The 24,076-nt window shown below is 56.2% G+C and carries 24 protein-coding genes; 20 read left to right on the top strand and 4 right to left on the bottom strand.

Annotated features, from left to right (window positions below; translation table 11 throughout):
* Positions 1-20: 20 nt before the first annotated feature.
* Positions 21-503, top strand: a complete 483-nt coding sequence (locus D5067_RS11800; protein ID WP_119936692.1) for a GNAT family N-acetyltransferase — start codon at positions 21-23, stop codon at positions 501-503.
* Here the strand turns inward: D5067_RS11800 and ptrR are convergent.
* Positions 457-1,335 carry a putrescine utilization regulator PtrR gene (gene ptrR, locus D5067_RS11795; RefSeq protein ID WP_119936691.1) on the bottom strand — a complete coding sequence of 293 codons (879 nt, stop codon included), beginning with the start codon at positions 1,333-1,335 and terminating at the stop codon, positions 457-459. The two genes, D5067_RS11800 and ptrR, sit on opposite strands and share 47 nt — an antisense overlap.
* A gap of 99 nt (positions 1,336-1,434) precedes the next feature.
* On the opposite strand from ptrR, the gene sad reads away from it, so the two are divergent.
* From sad to D5067_RS11745, 10 genes are all read left to right on the top strand, one after another.
* Positions 1,435-2,823 (top strand): succinate-semialdehyde dehydrogenase, encoded by a 1,389-nt coding sequence (gene sad, locus D5067_RS11790; protein WP_119936690.1) that lies wholly within the window; start codon positions 1,435-1,437, stop codon positions 2,821-2,823.
* A gap of 128 nt (positions 2,824-2,951) precedes the next feature.
* Positions 2,952-4,541 (top strand): methyl-accepting chemotaxis protein, encoded by a 1,590-nt coding sequence (locus D5067_RS11785; RefSeq protein WP_119936689.1) that lies wholly within the window; start codon positions 2,952-2,954, stop codon positions 4,539-4,541.
* Positions 4,542-4,627: 86 nt separating this feature from the next.
* Complete coding sequence (gene glsB, locus D5067_RS11780; RefSeq protein WP_374208613.1) at positions 4,628-5,530, top strand: glutaminase B; 903 nt, start codon at positions 4,628-4,630, stop codon at positions 5,528-5,530.
* The gene (locus tag D5067_RS11775; protein ID WP_119936687.1) at positions 5,530-5,886 is read left to right on the top strand and encodes a DUF4186 domain-containing protein; all 357 of its coding nucleotides are present in this window, start codon (positions 5,530-5,532) and stop codon (positions 5,884-5,886) included. The genes glsB and D5067_RS11775 overlap by 1 nt, the downstream gene beginning before the upstream one ends.
* Positions 5,887-6,000: 114 nt before the next feature.
* Positions 6,001-7,449: a GGDEF domain-containing protein gene (locus D5067_RS11770; RefSeq protein WP_119936686.1), complete on the top strand. Its 1,449-nt coding sequence runs from the start codon at positions 6,001-6,003 to the stop codon at positions 7,447-7,449.
* A gap of 180 nt (positions 7,450-7,629) precedes the next feature.
* Positions 7,630-8,622, top strand: coding sequence for a sensor domain-containing diguanylate cyclase (locus D5067_RS11765; protein WP_119936685.1), 993 nt, complete (start codon positions 7,630-7,632; stop codon positions 8,620-8,622).
* 53 nt (positions 8,623-8,675) lie between these two features.
* Complete coding sequence (locus D5067_RS11760) at positions 8,676-9,641, top strand: sensor domain-containing diguanylate cyclase (RefSeq protein ID WP_119936684.1); 966 nt, start codon at positions 8,676-8,678, stop codon at positions 9,639-9,641.
* A gap of 81 nt (positions 9,642-9,722) precedes the next feature.
* The gene (locus tag D5067_RS11755; protein WP_119936683.1) at positions 9,723-10,250 is read left to right on the top strand and encodes a GNAT family N-acetyltransferase; all 528 of its coding nucleotides are present in this window, start codon (positions 9,723-9,725) and stop codon (positions 10,248-10,250) included.
* A gap of 118 nt (positions 10,251-10,368) precedes the next feature.
* Positions 10,369-11,820 carry a tagaturonate reductase gene (locus tag D5067_RS11750; RefSeq protein ID WP_119936682.1) on the top strand — a complete coding sequence of 484 codons (1,452 nt, stop codon included), beginning with the start codon at positions 10,369-10,371 and terminating at the stop codon, positions 11,818-11,820.
* A 201-nt stretch (positions 11,821-12,021) separates the two neighbouring features.
* The gene (locus D5067_RS11745) at positions 12,022-12,936 is read left to right on the top strand and encodes a bestrophin family protein (protein WP_119936681.1); all 915 of its coding nucleotides are present in this window, start codon (positions 12,022-12,024) and stop codon (positions 12,934-12,936) included.
* Here D5067_RS11745 and D5067_RS11740 read toward each other — a convergent pair.
* The gene (locus D5067_RS11740; protein WP_119936680.1) at positions 12,924-13,472 is read right to left on the bottom strand and encodes a GNAT family N-acetyltransferase; all 549 of its coding nucleotides are present in this window, start codon (positions 13,470-13,472) and stop codon (positions 12,924-12,926) included. The genes D5067_RS11745 and D5067_RS11740 overlap by 13 nt on opposite strands.
* Positions 13,473-13,590: 118 nt before the next feature.
* On the opposite strand from D5067_RS11740, the gene D5067_RS11735 reads away from it, so the two are divergent.
* From D5067_RS11735 to D5067_RS11715, 5 genes are all read left to right on the top strand, one after another.
* Positions 13,591-14,061 carry a GNAT family N-acetyltransferase gene (locus tag D5067_RS11735; RefSeq protein WP_119936679.1) on the top strand — a complete coding sequence of 157 codons (471 nt, stop codon included), beginning with the start codon at positions 13,591-13,593 and terminating at the stop codon, positions 14,059-14,061.
* 171 nt (positions 14,062-14,232) lie between these two features.
* Positions 14,233-15,228, top strand: a complete 996-nt coding sequence (locus D5067_RS11730; RefSeq protein ID WP_119936678.1) for an alpha/beta fold hydrolase — start codon at positions 14,233-14,235, stop codon at positions 15,226-15,228.
* Positions 15,229-15,272: 44 nt separating this feature from the next.
* Positions 15,273-16,013: a response regulator gene (locus D5067_RS11725; protein ID WP_119936677.1), complete on the top strand. Its 741-nt coding sequence runs from the start codon at positions 15,273-15,275 to the stop codon at positions 16,011-16,013.
* Entirely contained in the window at positions 16,010-17,308 is a 1,299-nt protein-coding gene (locus D5067_RS11720; RefSeq protein WP_119936676.1) for an ATP-binding protein, read from the top strand. Before D5067_RS11725 ends, D5067_RS11720 begins: the two co-directional genes overlap by 4 nt.
* 137 nt (positions 17,309-17,445) lie before the next feature.
* Complete coding sequence (locus D5067_RS11715) at positions 17,446-18,636, top strand: cytochrome c biogenesis protein DipZ (RefSeq protein ID WP_119936675.1); 1,191 nt, start codon at positions 17,446-17,448, stop codon at positions 18,634-18,636.
* A 10-nt stretch (positions 18,637-18,646) separates the two neighbouring features.
* On the opposite strand, the gene tam is transcribed toward D5067_RS11715, so the two are convergent.
* Positions 18,647-19,405, bottom strand: coding sequence for a trans-aconitate 2-methyltransferase (gene tam / locus D5067_RS11710; protein WP_119936674.1), 759 nt, complete (start codon positions 19,403-19,405; stop codon positions 18,647-18,649).
* An 83-nt stretch (positions 19,406-19,488) separates the two neighbouring features.
* Positions 19,489-20,073, bottom strand: coding sequence for an NUDIX hydrolase (locus D5067_RS11705; RefSeq protein WP_119936673.1), 585 nt, complete (start codon positions 20,071-20,073; stop codon positions 19,489-19,491).
* An 86-nt stretch (positions 20,074-20,159) separates the two neighbouring features.
* Between D5067_RS11705 and D5067_RS11700 the strand changes: the two genes are divergently transcribed.
* From D5067_RS11700 to D5067_RS11685, 4 genes are all read left to right on the top strand, one after another.
* Positions 20,160-20,921, top strand: coding sequence for a DeoR/GlpR family DNA-binding transcription regulator (locus D5067_RS11700; protein WP_119936672.1), 762 nt, complete (start codon positions 20,160-20,162; stop codon positions 20,919-20,921).
* Positions 20,922-21,034: 113 nt separating this feature from the next.
* The gene (locus tag D5067_RS11695) at positions 21,035-22,327 is read left to right on the top strand and encodes a glycoside hydrolase family 28 protein (protein ID WP_119936671.1); all 1,293 of its coding nucleotides are present in this window, start codon (positions 21,035-21,037) and stop codon (positions 22,325-22,327) included.
* Positions 22,328-22,472: 145 nt separating this feature from the next.
* Positions 22,473-22,739 (top strand): type II toxin-antitoxin system antitoxin HipB, encoded by a 267-nt coding sequence (gene hipB, locus D5067_RS11690; RefSeq protein ID WP_119936670.1) that lies wholly within the window; start codon positions 22,473-22,475, stop codon positions 22,737-22,739.
* Complete coding sequence (locus tag D5067_RS11685; RefSeq protein WP_119936669.1) at positions 22,739-24,076, top strand: type II toxin-antitoxin system HipA family toxin; 1,338 nt, start codon at positions 22,739-22,741, stop codon at positions 24,074-24,076. Before hipB ends, D5067_RS11685 begins: the two co-directional genes overlap by 1 nt.

Below are 24,076 nucleotides of genomic sequence, written 5' to 3'. Positions count from 1 at the left end.
AAAACGACAAGGAGCCTGCCATGTATTCCATTACCTCTGAATCTGCACACCATCCCGATATTCTCAACCTCATTGCGGCTCTAGACCGCTATCAGAGCGAACTGTATCCCGCCGAGAGCAATCATTTGCTCGATCTGGCAGAACTGCCGGATGCCTCACTGATTCTGATGATCATTCGCGACCAGCAGCTCAGCGCGGTAGGCTGTGGCGCCGTTGTTCTCAACGGTGACGGGACGGGGGAGATGAAACGCGTTTATATCGATCCTGCCCACCGGGGGCAACATCTCGGGGAGAAGCTGCTGGCCGCCCTCGAAGATGAAGCCCTGAGCCGGAGTTGCCATACCGTACGGCTGGAAACCGGGATCAAACAACACGCAGCGGTGCGCCTCTATGAACAGTGCGGTTATGAACTGCGATCCGCGTTTGCCCCGTATGCGGAGGATCCGCTGAGCCTGTTTATGGAGAAGGCGCTGGCGGTTGATGTTCGTTTAGCAGTGCTATAAACGCTTCGAGCTGGCGGGTCATTGCCCCGCGCCGCCAGACAAGCCATGTCGTCAGCCAGCGCCAGTTTTCGGCCAGCGGCCAGGCTTCAACCTGATGATGCCCCGGCATGCTTTCCAGCATGGACCGTGGCATCAGCGCGATGCCTGCGCCAGCAATGACGCAGGCGAGCATCCCGTGATACGACTCCATTTCGTGAATGCGCCCCGGCGTGGCCCTGTCGGCATGAAACCAGCTTTCAAGATGACGACGGTACGAGCAGTTCGCGCGAAAGGCGTACACGTCGCTGCCGCTGACCTGCTTGGCTTTTGTCACTGGAGAATGGCCTGCCGCCGTGACCAGCATCATCTCCTCCCGAAAGACAGGCATACCTTCCAGCTCGGGGTGCGATAGCGGCCCGTCGACGAACGCGGCGCTCAGGGTTCCCTCCAGCACGCCGTCGATCATCGTCCCCGAGGGGCCGGTAGAGAGGGCAAACTGGATGCGCGGATAGCGCTGGTTAAAGCGGGCCAGGCTTTCAGGAATACGCACGGCGGCGGTACTCTCCAGCGCGCCGAGCGCAAACAGCCCCTGCGGCTCATCCCCGGCAACCACCATTCGCGCCTCGTCAACCAGCGCCAGGATCTGCTTACTGTAGCGCAGGAAGTTATGCCCGGCGGGTGACAGACGCAAGCGCTGGTTCTCGCGAATAAACAGCTCAACGCCCAGATCGGCCTCAAGCTGGCGGATGCGGGTCGTCAGGTTTGACGGAACGCGATGCACCTTATGGGCCGCCTGGGTGATGCTGCCGGTCTGCGCAACGGCGTTGAACATTTCAAGCTGAGTTAAGTCCATGGCATTCTCAATTCGTGAACAAGGTGGTTAGTATTATTCATTTTTAAGAAATAGCAGAGTGGGCCACAATGAATCAACCCTAATGACGTGGAGAACATCATGACTTATTCATCTGCTACACATGCCCTCTCGGTTAACCCGGCGACGGGCGAAACCCTGGCCGCCTGTCCGTGGGCAACGGCCGACGAGGTTGAACGCGCGATTGCTCTGGCCGATGCGGGTTATCGCCAGTGGCGGGGTGAAAGCGTCTCCCGTCGCGCACAAAAACTGCGCGATCTCGGTGCAGCGCTGCGTAACCGCGCGGAAGAGATGGCGCAGATGATGTCCCGCGAAATGGGCAAGCCGATCCTGCAGGCGCGCGCTGAAGTCACCAAGTCCGCTAACCTGTGCGACTGGTATGCCGAACACGGTCCGGCGATGTTGCAGGCTGAACCCACTCAGGTCGAAAACCACAATGCGGTCATTGAGTACCGTCCGTATGGCGCAATTCTGGCGGTGATGCCGTGGAACTTCCCGCTCTGGCAGGTGCTGCGCGGCGCGGTACCGATCCTGCTGGCGGGGAACAGCTACCTGCTTAAGCACGCGCCTAACGTGCTGGGTTCCGCCAGCCTGATTGCTGACATTTTTACCGATGCCGGCTTCCCGCAGGGCGTCTTTGGCTGGGTGAATGCCACTAACGACGGCGTCAGTCAGGCGATTAACGATCGCCGTATCGCAGCGATTACCGTGACCGGCAGCGTGCGCGCCGGGGCGGCGATTGGTGCCCAGGCAGGCGCGGCGTTGAAAAAATGCGTGCTTGAGCTGGGGGGTTCCGATCCGTTTATCGTCCTGAACGATGCCGACCTGGATCTGGCGGTGAAAGCGGCGGTCGCGGGTCGCTATCAGAATACCGGGCAGGTATGCGCAGCGGCTAAGCGCTTTATTGTGGAGGAGGGTATTGCTGATGCCTTTACCCAACGCTTTGTGGCGGCAGTCGCGGCGCTGAAGATGGGCGCCCCCGATAGTGAAGAAAACTACGTAGGCCCGATGGCGCGTTACGACCTGCGGGACGAACTGCATCAGCAGGTGCAGGATACGCTGTCGGAAGGTGCGACGCTGCTGCTTGGCGGGGAGAAAGTTGCCGGTAAGGGGAACTACTATGCGCCCACCGTGCTGGGCAACGTCACCCCTGAGATGACCGCGTTCCGCCAGGAGCTGTTTGGCCCGGTGGCCGCCATTACGGTAGCCAAAGATGCAGACCATGCGCTCGAGCTGGCTAACGACAGTGATTTTGGTTTGTCCGCCACCGTCTTTACCGCGAATGAGGCGCTGGCTGAAACCTTCTCTCGCGAGCTTGAGTGCGGCGGCGTGTTTATCAATGGCTTCAGCGCCAGCGATCCCCGCGTTGCATTTGGTGGGGTGAAGAAGAGCGGCTTTGGCCGTGAGCTTTCCCACTTTGGCCTGCACGAGTTCTGTAACGTGCAGACGGTGTGGAAAGACCGGGTCTGAGTATTTTTGCCGTGTAAGAGGGAGTCGCCGCCCGGCGCTCCCTGCACGCTGTCATTTTTTTGCCATGGTTCTGTCATTTTCGTTTCGTAGACTCCCTCGCGTCTAACGTACTGTTACAGAAGAAAATAATGAACCTAACGCAAATTTCTCGCCGTATTGCACAGCGTATACTCCCTCGTCAGTTTGGTTTGCTCGCCGGCATCTTTTGTATTATTGCGCTTTTCTCCGCGCTCCAGCTCTCCTCCTCGTTTCTTCTTACTGCCTCCCTGAAAGAGGCCCAGCGCAACGAGCAGCACAATCAGCTGGCCATACAGCAGCAGGGGAAGCTCGATCTGGCGCGCGTTTCCCTCTTGGCCGCGAGCGACCTGCTTAACCGTTCGGGCGTCTATTTTATGCAGGACAAAGAGACCGGGTCGGAGGGAAGCTGGCATAGCCTGATGGACGAGGCGCAAAAAGCGCTCGAAACCTCGCAGCAGGCCTGGAGTGCGTGGCTGGCGCTTGCGCCGCCGAAAGACGAGGCGCTGGTGAACAGCTATCAGCTTTTCTACGGTGCCATCAAAGAGCAGGCGGAAGGGCTGACCAAAACCCATTCTATTGACGCCTTCTTCGCCGTACCCGCGCAGGCTTTTCAAACCGATTTTAACGATAGCTATGCCCGCCACCAGCTGTGGAGTGAAAAGCAGGCCGTGGCGGGGCGAGAAGCGCTTATGGGGAAACTCTCCGGTCTGCAAACGCTGTTCCTGCTTGCGCCCGTCGTGCTGTTGGCTATCGCGATTGTGGTGTGGTTCGGGATGGCGAAGTGGGTGATCGTGCCGCTTCGTCGCGTCATCACGCATATCAACCGGCTCGCCGCGGGGGATTTGTCCGGTACGCCGCCGGACGTCACACGCTTTAACCGTGAAATTGGCCAGCTGAGCGACAGCGTGTTCACCCTGCAAAATGGCTTACAGCAGCTGGTTACGCAGGTCAGCGAGGCCACCGCCTCAATGGTCGAAAATATTGGCTCTCTGGCACAGGGAAATCAAAAGCTGTATCAGCAGTCAGCGCGTCAGGTGAAAGAGCTTGAGGATGTTACCGCGCACATCGCCGCGCTGGAAATGCACGTTGAAGGAAATACCGGCTACGCGAAGCTTGCCAGCTCCCGCGCCGACGAGGCGCGGCAGGCGGCTGCAGGCGGCGATCGCATGATGTCGACGGTGAATGCGTCAATGCAGACGATCGTCGACCGATCCTCCGAGATGCGCGGGATCGTCGCGATGATCGACAGCGTGGCGTTTCAGACCAATATTCTGGCCCTGAATGCGGCGATTGAAGCCGCGCATGCGGGGAACCAGGGGCGCGGGTTTGCGGTCGTTGCCAGAGAGGTGGGCTTGCTCGCAAGAAAAAGCAGCCATTCGACGCAGACCATTCAGGAGCTGATCGATCACTCTCTTCAGGGGATAGAGGACGGCTCCAAAGCCGTGATCCGCCTGGAGGATAATCTCCAGCAGGTGACCGGGCTGGTGGCGAATCTTAGCAGCCTGCTGAACGACATCTCCAGCGCCACGATGAGCCAGGGGGAAAGTATTCATCTGATGACCCGTCAGCTTCAGGCGCTGAACCAGGTGTCGCGTCAGACGGATGTGCTGGTCTCCAACGCGTCGGATGCGTCCGCGCGTCTTCATCAGGAGTCGGATCTTTTGCTGCAGGCCGTCTCGCGTTTTCGCCTCCCGGCCTGACGTGACGGTTAAGCCTCTGGTATACTCGCAGCCCGTTTTAGCCTGAGGGCAAGGAGCAAAGTGTGGCTGCGGTCATCCATAATGAAATGCTGGACGATATTCTGGCGCAGGTTCGTCCGTTACTGGGACAGGGTAAGGTTGCCGACTATATTCCCGCGCTGGCCTCGGTCAGCGGTAACAAGCTGGGCATAGCCATTTGCACGGTAGACGGACAGCGCTTTCAGGCCGGTGACGCCAGCGAACGCTTCTCCATTCAGTCGATTTCGAAAGTGCTGAGCCTGGTGGCGGCGATGCGGCAGTACGAAGAGGATGAGATCTGGCAGCGCGTGGGTAAGGATCCGTCCGGCCAGCCGTTCAACTCGCTCCTTCAGCTAGAAATCGAGCAGGGTAAACCGCGTAACCCGTTCATCAACGCCGGTGCGCTGGTGGTCTGCGATATGCTGCAAAGCCGGCTCAGCGCCCCCCGACAGCGGATGCTTGAAATTGTGCGCCAGCTTTCCGGCACGTCAGATATCGCCTACGATCCGGTTGTGGCGCGTTCGGAGTTTGAACACTCCGCGCGGAATGCGGCGATTGCGTGGCTGATGAAATCCTTCGGCAACTTCCACAACGACGTTGCCACCGTGCTGCAAAACTACTTCCACTACTGCGCGCTGAAGATGAGCTGCGTTGAGCTGGCGCAGACGTTTTTATTTCTGGCCCATCAGGGCTTCGCGCCGCATCTTGCTCAGGACGTCGTTTCGCCCATGCAGGCCCGCCAGATTAATGCCTTAATGGCGACCAGCGGGATGTATCAGAATGCCGGAGAGTTTGCCTGGCGCGTCGGTTTACCGGCGAAATCAGGCGTAGGCGGCGGCGTCGTAGCGATTGTCCCGCATGAGATGGCGATTGCCGTCTGGAGCCCGGAGCTGGATGAAACCGGAAATTCACTTGCCGGCGTGGCGGTACTGGAGCAACTGACGCAGCGGCTTGGACGTTCCGTTTACTGATGTCGACATTCGATCCGCTATTTGCCCGCCTGGCGCGGTCAACCTTTCGCTCGCGCTTTCGTTTAGGCCAAAAAGAGCGTGCCTACTGCTGGGAGAAGGGCGCTGAAACTATCGACAGGCATGCTGCCGATTTTATTGCAAAACGCCTTGCCCCGGCGCAGCCTGCAAACGACGGTAAACAAACGCCAATGCGCGGCCATCCGGTGTTTATCGCTCAGCATGCTACCGCCACCTGCTGCCGCGGGTGTCTGGCAAAATGGCATGATATTCCGCAGGGCGTTCAGCTGAACGCTGAGCAACAGCATTACATCGTCGGCGTGATCCACCACTGGCTGGTGCAGCAAATGAACGCCTGAATTTGGCGGGTGATGATCGCGTTATAAATGTGCTATAGATGGATGCTACGTTTTCCCCACGGTTGCTGATGACCGCAAATAGTTGCCATAAGTCATTACAGGGATTGCTCTTTAATGCGTTCTGCGATGTCTGATTTCACTCTTTTTCGACCGGAAAGCCCCCTGCGAAACGCGATGGGGATATTCCTGCTCACCACGTTGTTTTATTTTGTGGGTGCACAGCTGCGGCTGGTGGAAGCGTTATCCCTTTTCTGGCCGCTGAATGGCGTAATGGCAGGGGTGTTCGCCCGCTATGCTTACCTTAACCGCGTTCGCTATTATGCCGTGTCGTACGTTGCGATGCTGCTGTATGACGCGGTGACGACCCGCTGGGGGTTAGCCTCCCTGGCGATTAACGCCTCGAATATTCTCTTCATCGGCACCGTTGCGCTGCTGGTGCTACGCGATAAGCGTATGAGGCGCGCAACGCCGGACCCCATCAATGCCCTGCGTTTGTTTAACTACTGTCTGTTTGCCGCCGTGCTGTGCGCGCTGCTGGGTGCTGCGGGTTCCGTCGGGATAGACAGCCAGACGTTCTGGCCGCTCTTTGCCGACTGGTTCAGCGAGCAGTTCTCAACGGGCGTGCTGATAGTGCCCTGCATGCTGACGGTAAAAGTGCCCACGCGGTGGGTCAGATTTCGTCCCGAACAGCTGTTGCCGATCCTTGCGCTGGTCGTTTCCGTTATGGCTTCGGTGGTGATTGGGGGCGCAGGGAGCCTGGTATTTCCGCTGCCTGCGCTTATCTGGTGCGCGGTACGTTATTCGCTGCCTGCAACCTGCCTGCTGACGTTTGTCACCGGGGCGGTGGAAATCGTCCTCGTCGCCAATTCGATTATTAACATTGCCGTCGCGGCTCCGCTGTCTACCCCGTTGATGTTCTCCGCGCGCCTTGGGATTGCGACAATGGCGATCTGCCCGGTCATGGTCTCCGCAAGCGTCGCGGCGATCAACTCGCTCATTCAACAGGTGTCGCTGCGGGCGGATTATGATTTCCTGACCCACGTTTACTCTCGCTCTGGCCTGTATGAAGCGCTAAAGAAAGAGGAAACCCATCAACGCTCGCGTTTCCTCACGGTGATGCTGCTTGATATCGATTACTTCAAGAGCATCAACGATAACTACGGCCACGAGTGTGGTGACCGCGTGTTATCGGCTTTTGCCCAAAAGGTTCAGGAGGTTGTCGGCGAAGAGGGGCTGGTGGCACGCATGGGGGGAGAAGAGTTTGCGGTTGTGGTTAACTCCGGCGACGCGCAATCTGGCCTGGAAATGGCAGAGCGCATTCGATTATCCATTTCCAGCCATCCGTTTGCATGGCGACAGCAGCAGCTGTTCCTGACGGTCAGTATCGGTCTGGGCAGCGGTAAATCGGAAGCGAGGGAGTTGACGGAAGTTTTTAACAGGCTGATGGCCGAAGCTGACGATTATCTTTATCGCTCGAAAAAAGCAGGGCGAAATCGTACCAGTGCGCGTATGGCAGGCGATATTCCTCCCTCTGAACAGCCGGGTGATACCTCACGGGTGTAAACGTAACCATTTCAGTGACGGCGCGGCATTGATGTTAATGATTATCGGATAAATTGCTTGCTACGTATTTTTAAGCTCAATAAGATACCGCAAGAAACATATCGGAAAAATCTTAGCATGAATGCAACGGACAGACTCACTACGAAGCCTCGCTTACCGGGAAGTCGGTTTGTCAAACGCATGTACTGGATGCGTATACTCGGTACGTTTCTCTGCTTTATTCCCGTTCTGTCCGTTTTAATTGAGCATAAGCGTTCAGTGTGGCTAATGATCCTTCTCGGGGCGAACGCCTTTATCTGGCCGACCGTCGCCTGGCTGCGCGCACGAACATCACCGGACCCTCTCGCCGCCGAGCACCAGAACCTGGTATTCGATGCGGGTGCCGGGGGGTTTTGGATCGCTATGATGGCGGTTAACCCTCTGCCTTCGGTGGTGATAGCGACCATTCTGCTGGCCGACAGGCTCGCTGCAGGCGGCGTCAGGCTGCTGATAAAGGCGGCGTTGACCATGCTGGGCGTGTTCCTCGTGAGCTGGCTGACGCAGGGGATGGAGGTGGATCTGCTTGTGACTCAGCAAACGATGCTTGCGACCCTACCGCTGATCGCGATCTACGTCATTGCCCTGAGCGTACTCACTGACAGTATTGCGCTGCGGCTCCGCGTCAAAAGCCGCGAACTCGAACGGATCGCGATGCTGGATCCTTTGCTGGATATCGCCAACCGCCGCCTGCTGGAGGTGCGTATCGATCACGAGCTTAATAAACTGCGCCAAACCTGCCGTGAATCTGCACTGATGTTCATTGATATCGATAATTTTAAGGACGTGAACGATCGTTTCGGCCACAAGGTGGGCGACGCGATGCTGGCGACCGTATCGCAGATTCTGCACCTGGCCACGCGTCCTACGGACACTCCGGCGCGCCTGGGGGGCGATGAGTTTGTGATTTTACTTCCGGATACCACCGCCGATGAGGCCCAAATTGTCGCCACGCGTATTATGGAAGCGACGGCGGTAATGAAAGAGGTAGCGCAAGAAGCCGTGCACTGCACGCTCAGTATTGGGATCGCCTGCGCCACGCGCGATATGGACAGCGTGACCGACTGGCTGCAGGCGGCCGATAGCGCTCTTTACCACGCCAAGCGTGAAGGCAAGAACAGAATATTCGCTCACTGACAAAGCTTCTGTTTAAGCTACGCTTTTAATAAAGCCAAGCGTCAGGAGACGTTATGAAAGCACCTGCAACCCCTGCAAATGAAACGGAACGTCTGAACTCGCTGCGTGAGTCCGGGCTGCTTGAACTCGACGGTTCACCGGCGTTCGACCGCCTGACGCGTCTGGCAAAGCGCTTCTTCAACGTGCCGCTGGCGATGGTCAACCTTGTTGACGAGCATTCGCTTATCGTGAAGTCTGCCGAAGGGCAGGCGAGCAAGACGCTGCCTCGCCGCATCTCCTTCTGCGGCCACACCATTCTCAGCGAGGCGCCGCTGGTGGTGGGCGATACGTATCAGGACGAGCGCTTTGCCGATAACCCGCTGGTGGCCGGAGACCCCGGGATCCGCTTCTATGCGGGCTTCCCGCTGCGTTTGCCGGACGGTGCAAGCGTCGGCTCGCTCTGCCTGATTGATTTTTCTCCCCGTGAATTTTCCGCGGCCGATCTCGCCGTGCTGAGCGACCTCAGCGCCCTGGCGGAGGACGAATTTGCGGCGGTCAGCGCGGCAACCACCGACGATCTCACCGGGCTGTTTAACCGTCGCGGCTTTAATCAGCTGGTGAAGTTTGCCCTTTCGGTCGCAAAGCGTCGGGCCGAACCTTTAACGCTGGGCTGGCTGGATCTCGACCATTTCAAAGCCATCAACGACCGTTTTGGCCACGAGGAGGGGGATAAAGCGCTGAAAGTTATGGCCAGCCTGATGCGTGCTTCGTTCAGAGAGGCAGACCTGCTGGTGCGTTTTGGCGGCGATGAGTTTGCTGTGCTGTTTGCCGATACGGATGAGCAGGGTGCCTGGATTGCCATGCAATATCTCACGGAGCAGACGGAAAACTATAACGCACGCAAGTTACACCCCTGGTCGCTACAGTTCTCATGGGGGCTGAGTGAATACGACCATAGCAGCAACGATATGCAGCAGTGGCTTAAAAGCGCCGATCAAAAAATGTATGCCATGAAGCAGCAGCGCCACGCGGAGAGGTGACATAACAAAAGCCTATGCCTAAGTTGTTGCGTTAAATAAATGTTAATAGCAATGTGGAGAGATTCATCATAAGGAAAAACCATGAACTCTCCACTGCGCATTCAAACCCTCTCGCGGAACGATATTCTCTCCCGCATTGACGTGCTGTCCGGCATCCTCGAAAACTGCGTTAACGGCGGCGCGTCGGTGAGCTTTATGCTGCCCTTCAGCGGTGAAAAGGCGCGAGCATTCTGGCTCGGCGTGGCCGAAAGCGCAGGGCGCGGCGAACGTACCGTCCTGGCCTGCATCGACGAGCAGGACGGCATTATTGGCACCGTACAGCTCATTACCGATCAACCCGAGAACCAGCCGCACCGCGCGGACGTGGCAAAACTGTTGGTACATGAAAAAGCGCGTCGTAAAGGGGCGGCTATGGCGCTAATGGAGGCGCTGGAAGTGGCCGCGCGCGAGAAGGGGCTCTCGGTGCTCGTGCTCGATACCTCAACCGGCAGCGGAGCCGAGACGTTTTATCAGCGCGCTGGCTGGCAAAAAGTGGGCGAGATCCCGCGCTATGCCCTGATGCCTGACGGTGCAATGACGGCGACATCGGTGTTCTATAAATTCTTATGAGTATTTTTCACAACTGCACCATGAATTGATCAAAACAGGGGTCTTGGTTGTGAAGTTTTGATAAGTTATCACACCAATCTTATCAGGCTGTATGACTAATCATAAAAGGACCCCCATTGTGAACACACTCAACCGTCGTGATTTCCCCGGAGCGCTCTATCCTGAACGTATCATTCAGTTTGGCGAAGGCAACTTCCTGCGTGCCTTCGTGGACTGGCAAATTGACCTGTTAAATGAGCACACCGATCTGAATGCCGGCGTGGTCATCGTGCGGCCCATTCAGAGTGATTTCCCACCGTCGTTGAGCACCCAGGATGGCCTGTACACCACCATCATCCGCGGCCTGAACGAGCAGGGCGAGGCGGTCAGCGACGCGCGGCTTATCCGCTCTGTGAACCGCGAAATCAGCGTTTACGGTCAATATGATGAATTCCTCAAGCTGGCTCATAACCCGGATATGCGCTTTGTGTTCTCGAACACGACGGAAGCGGGCATCAGCTACCATGCGGGCGACAAATTCGACGATGCGCCTGCCGTAAGCTATCCGGCGAAGCTGACGCGCCTGCTGTTCGAGCGCTACAGCCACTTCAACGGCGCGCTGGACAAAGGTTGGGTCATTATTCCGTGCGAGCTCATCGACTATAACGGTGATGCGCTGCGTGAACTGGTGTTACGTTATGCGCAGGAGTGGGCGCTGCCTGCAGAATTCATCCAGTGGCTCAACGAAGCCAACAGTTTCTGTTCTACCCTGGTTGACCGTATCGTAACCGGTTATCCGCGTGATGAGGTGGCGGCGCTGGAAGCTGAGCTGGGCTATCACGACGGGTTCCTGGATACGGCTGAACACTTCTACCTGTTTGTGATTCAGGGGCCAGCCTCTCTGGCAGCCGAGCTGCGCCTGGATAAATTCCCGCTTAACGTCCTGATTGTTGATGACATTAAGCCGTATAAAGAACGCAAGGTTGCGATCCTGAACGGCGCGCACACCGCGCTCGTGCCGGTTGCCTTCCAGGCCGGGCTGGATACCGTGGGCGAGGCGATGAACGATGCTGACGTTTGCGCATTTGTTGAAAAGGCGATTTATCAGGAAATTATCCCGGTACTCGATCTCCCTCGTGACGAGCTGGAATCCTTTGCCAGCGCCGTAACGGGCCGCTTCCGTAACCCGTACATCAAGCACCAGCTTCTGTCGATTGCCCTCAACGGCATGACCAAGTACCGCACGCGCATCCTGCCGCAGCTGCTGGCAGGGCAGAAGGCTACCGGCAAACTGCCTGCACGCCTCACGTTTGCGCTGGCGGCGCTGATTGCGTTCTACCGCGCCGAGCGTAATGGCGAGAGCTACCCGGTTCAGGATGATGCGCACTGGCTTGAGCGTTATCAGCAGCTGTGGGCGCAGCATCACGACAAACAGATTGGCACCCGCGAACTGGTAAACGCGGTTCTGAGCGTAAGCGAGCACTGGGAACAGGATCTCACTCAGGTTCAGGGATTGGTAGAACAGGTTACGTTGGATCTCGATGCAATTTTGCATCAGGGCATGCGTGCCGCGGTGAAACCGCTGTGCTAATTGTTCCTCCCGGCTACGGCCGGGTTTTATCACGCTTGCATTAGTTACAACATACTATGTGCTGCTTTTTTTAAAAAGCACCTGCAGCACCGTGCGTTTTAAGTCAAGCAGGGCGAATTATGCAATGTCCTGTTAACAAGCTTGCAACTGTGAGAGGGATCACGTTTAATAGCCGCGCTCTTTCCTTTCCTGAAGCTGACTATGATTGTTCGTCCACAACAGCACTGGCTACAACTGATTTTCGTCTGGCACGGTTCAGTCCTGCCAAAAATCTACACCCGCCTGCTGCTTAACTTCCTGCTCTCTATCGCCGTCATTCTGATGTTGCCGTGGTATACCTCGCTGGGCATCAAATTCACCGTCGCACCGTTCAGCATTTTAGGTGTGGCCATCGCCATCTTCCTCGGGTTCAGAAACAACGCCTGCTATTCACGCTACGTTGAAGCTCGCCAGCTTTGGGGGCAACTGATGATAGCGGCACGCTCGCTGTTTCGCGAGGTAAAAAACACCTTACCGGAAGATAAGCATCTCGGTGAGTTCGTCCGGCTGCAGATTGCCTTTGCAAACTGCCTGCGCATGACGCTGCGCCGGGAAACCGACGCTGAACAGCTTTCGCCGTATCTTGCGCCTGACGATCTGCGTAAAGTGATGGGCTCGAACTCGCCCGCGAACCGTATTTTGCTGATCATGGGGGAGTGGCTGGCCGTACGCCGCCGCAACGGACAACTTTCAGACATCCTGTTCCACAGCCTGAACAACCGCCTGAACGATATGTCTATCGTCCTTTCAGGCTGCGAGCGTATCGCCACAACGCCCGTTCCGTTTGCCTACACGCTGATCCTGCACCGCACGGTCTATTTGTTCTGCATCATGCTGCCCTTTGCGCTAGTCGTGGATCTGCATTACATGACGCCGTTCGTCTCCGCGCTGATTTCCTACACCTTTATCTCGCTGGATACGCTGGCAGAAGAGCTGGAAGATCCCTTTGGGACGGAAGACAACGATCTGCCGCTCGATGCCATCTGCAACATGATGGAACGCGACCTGCTGCAGATGAACGATGAAGAGAATATCCCCGAAAGGAAATTCCCGGATAAGTACTATCAGCTGACCTGATGGGCGTTCCACTCGTCGCGAGTGATTTCCCACAGCTCGGAATCCAGCAGGCCGCTGACGTACTCTTTCTTTTCCGTCCTGATGAGCCGCATGCCGCTACTGGCTGAAATACGCCTGGAGCGGTCATTGTCAGCCGCCTTCGGTGCGCGCAGCACCGGTTTGTTCAGGGTATTAAACCAGTAGTCGGTTGCCGCAATGCTGGCCTCTCGCATATACCCCTTGCCCTGAAATTCCGGCGCCAGCCAGAATCCCCGATTGTTATCATCCACGTCGTACAGGCAGATGATCCCCATCAGTTCGTCAGGGGCTTCACGCCGCCGGATGCTCCAGAACCAGGCGATGCCTTTTGCCATGTCCGGCAGCGCAACGTGGTTAACGTAATATTCCGCGCCGTTATTCGGATAGGGCCAGGGCACTGAAGACACCATGTAACGCACGATCTCCCAGCGCGGATAACGCTGCTGGATTTGAGGCGCGTCTTCGGCGACCAGGGGTTTGAGCATCAAACGTTCAGTGGTAAGCGTGGGGATCGGCATCCGCGCATCTCCTTTTTTAAGCGTTATGTTTCTGTTTGCCTTCTGGTATTTTCATCATTATCACAATCCATTCCGACATGCTGTAAATCATTCACCACTAAAATTCGCAGAGGGAATCATGGTAATAAGACGGGCAGAGCCGCAAGAGGCTGAAATACTCTGGAACATCCGTAACCAGGCGATCCGCAGCGGCTGTAAATCCTGCTACGACCCAGACGTCATTACGCGCTGGACGCCCGACGATATGCCGGAGCACTACCGGACAATGGTGGTCGAAAATCCCTTCTTTGTTGCAGAAGACGAGAGCGGCGCGGTGGCCGCGACCGGTTATCTGGATCTGAAAACGAACTGCATCGAAGCGGTGTTTACCTTGCCCGCGGCCTGCGGCAAGGGAATGGCTACGCAAATTATCGATGCGCTGAAAGAAGAGGCGCAGGCGCGAGGCATTCCGCGCTTAACCCTCGCGTCGACCCCAAACGCCCATTCGTTTTATCAAAAATGCGGGTTTGTCACGCTGGGCGAGACGCAGTGGCTTTCCCGCCTGGCCGACGCTGAACTGCGCTGTTTTAACATGGCTATTGATGTGTAGACCCGCAGTACGCGACCGCCATGTTCCGCATTAAGCCCTGTGTTTGTATCACACTGTATCCGTGCAGGAGATACATACACAGGCTTGCAAAAAAGCCGAATTCGCACATATCCCTTATACAAAAAATTGGTGTTATATCCCCGTGAATTGTATTCAACCGGAGATACCAACATGTTTAATAAACTCGCTTACTCTACGCTTGCTCTGACCGTTTCCCTCGGCACCGTGATGTCCTGTCAGGCTGAAGCCACCGGCACTGACTACGCGGCCGCATTCAATCAACCTCAGCAAATTAACGCCGGCGATTTGAACGTCGGCTATGTCGATATCGGCCCGAAAAATGGACAACCGATTATTTTATTACATGGCTGGCCTTATGATATTCACAGCTATGCCGAGGTCGCTCCCGCGCTGGCGGCGAAAGGGTACCGCGTTATCGTTCCTTCACTGCGAGGATACGGAACCACGCGGTTTATCTCGGATAAAACCCCGCGTAACGGCCAGCCCTCAGCGATGGCCAAAGACATCGTAAACCTGATGGATGCGTTGAACATCAAACAGGCGGTATTCGCCGGCTACGACTGGGGAGCACGCACGGCAGATATCGTCGCCGCCCTTTGGCCTGAGCGGGTAAAATCGCTGGTCTCGGTCAGCGGCTATCTGATCGGCAGCCAGGCGGTTGGCAAACAGCCGCTGCCGCCGAAAGCGGAACTCCAGTGGTGGTATCAGTTCTATTTCGCCACCCCGCGCGGGGCTGCAGGGTATGCTAAAAACACCCATGACTTTGCGCGCCTGATCTGGTCCCAGGCCTCGCCAGACTGGAAATTTAGCGACGCCACTTTTAACGCCAGCGCCAAATCCCTGGATAACCCGGACCACGTTGCCGTGACCCTCAGCAATTATCGCTGGCGTTTAGGGCTGGAAAAAGGGCAACACAAATACGACAGCTACGAGCAAACGCTGGCAAAACTGCCGAATATTACCGTACCGACCATCACCATAGAGGGCGGGAACAACGGGGCGCCGCATCCTGCTCCGCAGGCATATGCCAGCAAATTTACCGGTAAATATGAACACCGCACCTTCGGCGCAACCGTAGGGCACAACCCACCACAAGAAGATCCCCAGGCGTTCGTTAAAGCGGTTGTCGACGCGGATAAACTCTAAAATGTGCTATTTTCAATCCGTTACCCTTCATTCAGGAGCCTGCGGTGGAGCATATTGATCATATCCTTGTCGTCGATGACGACAGGGATATTCGTGGACTGATTGTCGATTATCTCGTGAAGTCGGGTTATCACGCGACGGGAGCCGCCAACGGCAAAGAGATGCGCGTCGTGCTTGATAAACAGCATATCGACCTCGTGGTTCTGGACGTGATGATGCCCGGCGACGACGGACTCACGCTTTGTCGACAGCTGCGCAGCAGCAGGCATAAAGATCTGCCGATCCTGATGCTTACCGCACGCAATGAGGAGACGGATCGCATCCTTGGCCTGGAGATGGGGGCAGACGATTACGTTGTAAAACCCTTCGTCGCCCGGGAACTGCTGGCGCGCATAAAGGCGATTATGCGCCGGTTTCGCACCATGCCGCCTAATCTACAGGTTACCGAAGCAGGGCGTCTGGTTGAGTTTGGTGAATGGCAGCTCGATACCGTCGCGCGCCATCTGATTGACGGCGAAGGGATGATTGTGGCCCTCAGCGGTGCGGAATACCGTCTGCTGCGCGTTTTTCTCGATCATCCGCAGCGCGTGCTGACCCGCGACCAGCTTCTGAACCTGACGCAGGGCCGGGATGCGGAACTGTTCGAACGCTCCATCGATTTGCTGGTCAGCCGCGTTCGCCAGCGGCTGAACGAAGATGCTCGTACGCCCGCCTATATCAAGACCGTGCGCAGCGAAGGCTATGTCTTCACTATGCCGGTGACGATCAAAGAGGTTAATGAATGACGCTCTGGCCTCGTTCGCTATTGACCCGGCTACTTATTATCGTCCTGCTCGGGCTGTTGCTCGCCAACTCACTCAGCCTGACCCTGGTGATGGTTGAACGCATGCGCAGCGCCCGCAGCGTCATGCTGGGAAACCTGGAGTATGACGTGGCGACCAGCGTAGCCATTCTCGACCGGCTTCCGGCGAGCGAACGGGCTGAATGGCTTGGGCGGCTCGATCGGGGAAATTACCGTTACCTTCTTGGCCCCGGTGAACCGGGCGCCGCGCCGCAGGATAAACGGTCTCAGGATGCGATCCGCACCCTAACAGAGACGCTGGCGGCGAACTATCCGCTTCACTTTACGGCCGTACCCGGGCCGGTCTCGCATATCCAGGCGCACCTGACGTTAAGTGACGGCGCGCCGCTCACCATTGACCTCATCCCACGCATGCCGCCCGTGGCCCGTTGGCTTCCGGTAGTGCTGGTCCTGCAGCTCCTGCTTGTCGCGCTCTGTTCGTGGTTCGCCGTACGTCAGGTTGTACGGCCTTTTTCGCAATTTACGCGCGCGGTAGACTCGCTCGATCCGGCCGCCAACAGCCCGATGAGCGAAAACGGGCCGATCGAGGTGCGTCGTGCGGCACACGCGTTCAATGCGATGCAATCGCGAATTCAGTCCTACCTTCAGGAGCGAGCGCAAATACTGGCTTCAATATCTCACGACCTCCAGACGCCACTCACGCGCATGAAGCTTCGCGTTGAGATGGCCGAACAGCCCGAGCTGCGCGACAAGCTCCTGAATGACCTGGACAATATGTCGCGCCTGGTGCGGGAAGGCATTGCGTATGCCCGGTCATCAGAATCACTCGAAGAGACGCCGCTCAAGCTGGAGCTCAACGCCTGGGTTAACAGCATCGCGTCTGATTACCAGGACATCGGTAAAAACGTGCAGTTTCGGGCCCAGGCGCTGCGTTTGCCCCTCGTCACGCGGCCGCAGGCGCTCCGCAGGATCCTCACCAATCTGCTGGATAACGCCCTTAAGTTTGGCGACTACGCCGCCGTTGAAATTACGCTTTCACACCCTGACTGGGTTGTCATCCACGTCATCGACGGCGGCCCGGGAATACCCGATGCCGAGCTCGAGGCTGTTTTACAGCCATTCTATCGTGTAGAAACGTCACGTAATCGTGATACCGGAGGCACCGGGCTAGGGCTGGCGATCGCCGCGCAGCTTGCTGCAAAGCTGGACGGACATCTGACGTTGACGAACCGCGCCGAGGGCGGACTGGATGCCGCCATCAGGCTTCCGAGACGTTGATTGTAGGGTTTTGTATCTGGCTTCTGCATCGATACGTAGCCAGACAAAACCCGCCGTTTTGCACATATCCTGAATACAACACTAGGTTGAAATGACCTCACTGCAGCTTCGCAGCAATACTGTAATGTGAGGTCATTATGTTTCTGATAATTGCTTTTTTAGGCGGCATTATAAGCCTGCTTAGCCCCTGTACGCTTCCCGTTATACCTCTGCTTTTTGCTGGATTTCAGGGGCAACGGCGACACATTCTCGCGCTACTCGGCGGAATGGTTGTGATGTTTACCCTGGTGGCCATGGCCGTCACGGCCGCCAGCGCGTGGATCGCCCAGGCCACGATAGTTGGCCGCTGGCTCGCGCTCTTCATTCTGGCTATTGCGGCCCTGACGCTGATTTTCCCCACGTTTGCACAGCGGATCGCAGGGCCTGCCGTTAGCGCGGGAAACAGGCTTAACGCCCGCAGCGGGCAAGCGCGCGGAATGCCTTCCGCGTTTCTGGCGGGGCTGGCGGTTGGTTTACTTTGGTCCCCCTGTGCGGGGCCGATCCTCGGCGCGATTTTTAGTATCAACATTGCCGGCCATTCCTCGATGACTACCGCCTCACTGCTTGTGGCCTACGGCAGCGGATACGCACTGATGCTAGGCCTGCTCGTTGCCGGAGGGCGTAAGCTTATCGTGCCGCTGAGAGAAAAATCTGCGCTTATGGAACGGCTGCGCCAGGCGGCAGGGGCAACGATGCTGGCGGCGGTCATATTTAACGTCACCGGAATGGCCTCCGCCCTTAAGGGGGCGAACAGGATGGCCGATCGTCTGGAAAATTCCCTCTTAACCCTGGCCAAACCCAGCTCAGCGCCGTTGAAATTGCAGCCGGTGGTACAAACCGCACCGAGCAGCCAGCTGCCTTCACTAAGCGGAGGGACGGGGTGGCTAAACGGTGACCCTGTCACGCCAGAATCTCTGAGAGGCAAGGTGGTGCTGATCGACTTCTGGACCTGGGACTGCATTAACTGCCAACATACGCTTCCGCACGTTCGGGAATGGGCAAACAAATACCAGCCGCAGGGGCTCGTGGTGATAGGGGTGCATACCCCCGAATATCCGTGGGAAAAACCGCTCGCGTCCGTCAAAAATGCGGTCAATAAATGGCAGCTGCCTTACCCGATCGTGGCGGATAACAACTATCAAATCTGGAATGCATTTGGTAACCAGTACTGGCCCGCGCATTACTACTTTGACGCCAGGGGGCAGCTGCGCTACACCTCGTTTGGAGAAGGTAATTACGAGAAGCAAGAGCAGGTCATTCAGCAATTACTTAAAGAGGCACGTTCGTAGCCTTAGCGCCTCAGGGCTCACGCTTAGCGACGATAAACAGTCGCGGAAAGGCCAGCAGTATCTGCCCGTTCTCCTGGAGCGGATACTGCTCTTCCAGCAGCTGGTGATAACGCTTCAGGTAATTTTTCCGCTCGCTTTCGTTTAGCTCCTGCAGCCAGGGGCGCAACCCCGTCGCGCTCACCCAGTCAATTATCGCCTGGTGCGAACTCATCTTGTGAAAGTACGTAGTCCGCCAGATGTCTACATCGCAACCCGCATCCGTCAGAATATCGTAATAGGCGTGAACGCCCGGCAGCGGCTCGCGGCCCCTGTCGGGATAACCTTGCTCATAGGCCACTTCGCGCATTAGCACGTGTGTAGGTTCGAGCCAGTTGTCCGGCATCTGAAATGCCAGCACGCCGTTTAAACTCAGCAGGGAAACAAGGTGCGGCAGAAGGTCATAATGGTCCGGGATCCACTGCAAAGAGGCGTTGGCGTAGATAAGGTTGATGGGGTGCTTTGGCTTGTACTGGCGGATATCCGACTCGACGAACAGGCAGCCAGGCAGGGCGTTACGGGCTTCCTCCAGCATGGCGGGTGAGTTATCCACCCCGGTGATCTGTGCAGAGGGCCAGCGTTGTTTCAGCAATGCGGTGCTGTTCCCCGGACCGCATCCCAAATCAACGACCGCGTTAACGTCATTCAGCGGAACCCGCGCGAGCAACTCCGCTGCGGGACGTGTACGTTCTGCGCTGTATTGCAGGTAAAGAGAAGGGTTCCAGTCAGCCATTTCGCATCTCCGCTTTTGCCGTGTTCAGCAAGAATAGCACAGGCAGATACCTGCACTGCGGCAGGTATCTGAATCAGCGCAGTTTAGAATATGCCTTTCAGCGCCACGTGATAGAGTAGCATGATGGTTTTGCCATCGACGATTTGGCCGGTTTCTACATACCGAAGCGCGTCTTCAAGCGAGATTTCCAGTACGTCGATATCTTCACCTTCTGATTTAACCCCGCCGCCCGCGCCGGTTCGATCCTGAGGCTGGTATTCTGCGACATAGAAATAGAGTTTCTCCGTTACCGAACCCGGGCTCATGTACGCTTCGAATATCTTCTGCACGCGTGCGACCTTAAAACCCGTCTCTTCTTCCGCCTCCGCCTTGATTCGGCTTTCCGGATCCATGTTGTCGAGCAGCCCTGCCGCGGCTTCAATCAGATTGCTCTCGTGACCGTTAATAAACACCGGGAAGCGGAACTGGCGGGTGAGGATGACCGTTTTCCGCTCGCGGTTGTAGAGCAATATCGTCGCGCCGTTGCCCCGATCGTAAACTTCGCGACTCTGTCGTTGCCATTCACCGTCACGGCGCTGTTGTTCAAAGGTATATTTCTTCAGGCTGTACCAGTTATGGGACAGGATTTCACTCTCGATAATGCGTATATCTGCGCGTTTTGATTGCACGATTGTCACTCCTTACGTAAAGTAGACATCATAAACAGCACTATCGTGTACTTTCAAGATAAAACATGCAATATCAGGAAGGGAAGATGCTCACTAGCCAACGCAAGCAATTAATTCTCGAAAAGCTGGAGGCTGAAGGCCAGGTTCAGTCCACGGCGCTCAGCCTCCATTTTGCGGTGTCCGAAGACACCATCCGTCGCGATTTGCGCGAGCTTGCCGCAGAAGGCCGTTTGCAGCGCGTGCACGGCGGCGCGCTGCCGGCATCTTCCGCGACGGTGCCGTTTGCCGAGCGCAAATCCGTAAAAATGGATGCTAAGAAAAATGTCGCCAGAAAGGGCGCAGAGTTAATTTCCGCAGGCCAGGTGGTGATCGTTGACGGCGGGACGACAACCTCAGAGCTGATCGCCTTCTTGCCGCCAGACCTGCAGATTACCGTGGTTACCCACAGCCCCAGCATTGCGCTGGCGCTGGTCGAACACCCTGTCATTGAGGTTATCCTCATCGGCGGCCGCCTGTATAAACACTCTATTGTCACGGTGGGCGCAGCGGCGATTGAAGGTATTGAGAACATTCATGCCGATCTGTTCTTTATGGGCGTGACGGGTATCCATCCTGAAGCGGGGCTAACCACCGGCGATTTTGAAGAAGCGTGCATCAAACGTGCATTTTCCGGCAGAGCGGCAGAAACCATCGTGCTAGCGTCGCCGGAAAAAATTAACGCCGCGTCATCCTTTGTCATTGGCAATCTGACGCTGGCGAACACCCTTGTGGTTGAAGACGATACGGACGAAAGCTGGATCGCCGCCGTAGAAGAGAAGGGCGTGACGATCGTAAAAACCTCCGGTTGAACATGCGGATCACCGGGTTTCTGCCAGCTTACCGGCCAGGCTGTCGGTGAGGTAAAGGTTATCCTCTAAGCCGCTTCTTATACTGCGAATTTTCAACAGTATAAGGCCCTCACATGGCAGACATTTCTATCCTTGCGTTTGGTGCAGACCCCCGCGCTGAACGCCTGTCAACATCCGCTTTCCAGCAGGCCATCGACATCGCGCAGCCTGGCGATACCGTCGTTATTCCCGCAGGACATTTTCTCACTGGCGCGATCTTCCTTAAAAGCGACATTCGGCTGCACGTTGAACCCGGCGCGCACGTGCTTGGCAGCCAGCGTCTGGAGGATTATCCGCTTATCGACACCCGCGTAGCCGGCATTGACATGCGGTGGCCGGCCGGGATCATTAATGCGATCGGATGTAAGAACGTGAGCATTACCGGCTCGGGCACCCTTGACGGGCAAGGACGTGTCTGGTGGCAGCGTTTCTGGGGCGATGACGAACAGAGCGGAATGGTAGGGGAATACAGCGCCAAAGTCTTACGCTGGGTGGTCGACTATGACTGCCAGCGACCGCGTAATATTCTTGTTTATGAAAGCGAAAACATCCTGCTTAAAGATTTTACCAGCCGCGAGTCTGGCTTCTGGAATGTGCATCTGTGCTATTCACGGCATGTTGCCGTCGAAGGTGTGCATATCAGCAATTCTGCAGGTCCCAGCACGGACGGGATTGATATCGATTCCTGCGAGCAGGTTCGGGTTGAGCGCTGTACGGTCTCATGCAATGACGACAACATCTGTATCAAAGCGGGGCGTGGTCGTGAAGCCGCGCAAAAAGCCCGTGCGGCCAGGGACATCGTTATTCGTGATTGCACGCTGAATAAAGGATCCGGGATTACCTTAGGCAGCGAAACGTCCGGTGGAATTGAGCGCGTGCTGATCGAAAACAACCATTTTAACGGTACGGGGGTTGGCTTTCGTATCAAGTCGGCCCGCAATCGCGGCGGGTTTATTCGCCATATCACCGTCCGCCACCTTCAGCTTCTGGATGTGCGTTTTCCTGTCCTCATCCAGCTAAACTGGTTCCCGCAGTACAGCTATGGCGATAATGCCAACCTGGCGGATAAACCTGAACACTGGCGCAAGCTGGCGGAGGGCGTAGAAGGAGAGGAGGGGCTGACTGAGGTCTGCCATCTTACGCTGGAGAACATCACTGCCTGCCGTTCAAACAGCCAACTTTTCTCACGCGCATTTTTTATTGAGGGCTACCCGGACCGTCCCGTCAGGGCGCTAACGCTGCAGTCTATGAGTATCGATGCCTGCGAGTTTGGCAAAATATCAGGCGTAGACGGACTGTGCTTTAATCATGTTCTCGTCACCGCAGCCGCTGTCACTGAGGATAAAAATGACGACTATTCGCGCTAACCTGCTCGCTTATCCCTTAATGCGGATAATGTGCCTGATATCCGCAGTAAGGGATAATGTCATCTGAACATTGACACTATCCCCTTGCAGGGATAATACTTCCAGTATCCCTATAAGGGGATAAAAACTTTGGGAAGTAGATCGCATGACACCACCAATGATTTACAGTCCGATTCAGCTGGCAAACTACATGAAGCTGGTTCGTCAGAAAAACAACTGGACGCAGAGCGAGCTGGCCAAAAAAATCGGGATTAAGCAGGCCACTATCTCTAATTTTGAAAACAATCCCGATAAGACAACCCTGACCACCTTTTTTAAGGTTTTACAGTCGCTCGGTATGACCATGGCGCTGTACGAAAGCGGTGACGTCCAGGCCGAGGCGAATAATGATATGCAGGATCTGGACTGGTAATGCCTAAACTTGTGACATGGATGAATAATGAGCGCGTTGGCGAATTAACAAAACTGCCCAACGGAGCCCATACGTTTAAATATGACAGCGGCTGGATGTCCAGTCGCTTTGCACGGCCGCTGTCGCTCTCGCTGCCTTTGCAGTTTGGCAATATAACGTCCGATGCCGTTTTCAACTTCTTTGATAATCTGCTGCCAGACAGCCCGGTGGTCAGAGATCGTATCGTCAAACGCTATCATGCGCGTTCAAAACAACCGTTTGATTTGCTGGCCGAAGTAGGGCGCGACAGCGTTGGGGCGGTGACGTTACTGCCTGTGGATGAAGCCATCAATGCAGCGGGTATGACGTGGGAGAAGCTGAGCGAGCACAAGCTGGAAACGGTTCTGTCAGCCTATAAATCTGACATTCCGCTGGGCATGATTAATGAGGAAAGTGACTTCCGCATTTCGGTCGCGGGTGCGCAGGAAAAAACGGCGCTAATGAAAATGGGGAACGACTGGTGTATTCCTAAAGCGACAACGCCAACCACACACATTATCAAATTGCCGATCGGTGAAATCAGGCAACCCAATGCCACGCTGGATCTCAGTGACAGCGTTGATAACGAATACTTCTGCCTTATGCTGGCGAGACGGCTAGGTTTCGACGTGCCGAATGCAGAGATTATAACCGCGGGAGGAATTCGGGCGCTGGCGGTTGAACGCTTTGACCGACGCTGGAGCGCTGACCGCTCGGTATTGTTCCGGCTGCCGCAGGAAGATATGTGTCAGGCCTTTGGCCTGCCGTCATCGCTGAAATATGAATCAGACGGCGGTCCCGGGATTGCACACATTATGAAATTTTTACTCGGCTCCAGCGATGCGCTGACCGATCGCTATAATTTCATGAAGTTCAGCGTTTTTCAGTGGCTGTTGGGGGCAACGGATGGACATGCGAAGAACTTCTCGATCTTTATTCAGCCGCGCGGAAGCTATCGGTTAACGCCATTTTACGACATTATCTCCGCGTTTCCTGTACTGGGAGGTGCGGGCATTCATATCAGCGATCTGAAGCTGGCAATGAGCCTGAATGCATCAAAAGGCCGTAAAAATGCCGTCGACAAAATACACCCGCGCCATTTTCTGGCAACCGCAAAGGCGGTGCATTTCCCGCAGGATCAGATGCTGGAGATTATGCATGCGTTTGCCGAAGAGGTGCCGCAGGCGCTCGAACGCGTTACTGACTTACTGCCGGATGGCTTTTCTGAAAAGGTAACAGAATCAATCACCTCTAACGTCCTGAGACTGCACGCGCGATTAGCGAAAAGCCTGTCTGCAGCCGGGACAGGCGTACGTTGA

It is taken from the genome of Enterobacter huaxiensis, assembly GCF_003594935.2.
Taxonomy (GTDB): Bacteria; Pseudomonadota; Gammaproteobacteria; order Enterobacterales; family Enterobacteriaceae; genus Enterobacter; species Enterobacter huaxiensis.
Note: the sequence above shows the minus strand (reverse complement) of the source record. Positions and strands in the feature narration are given on the sequence as shown.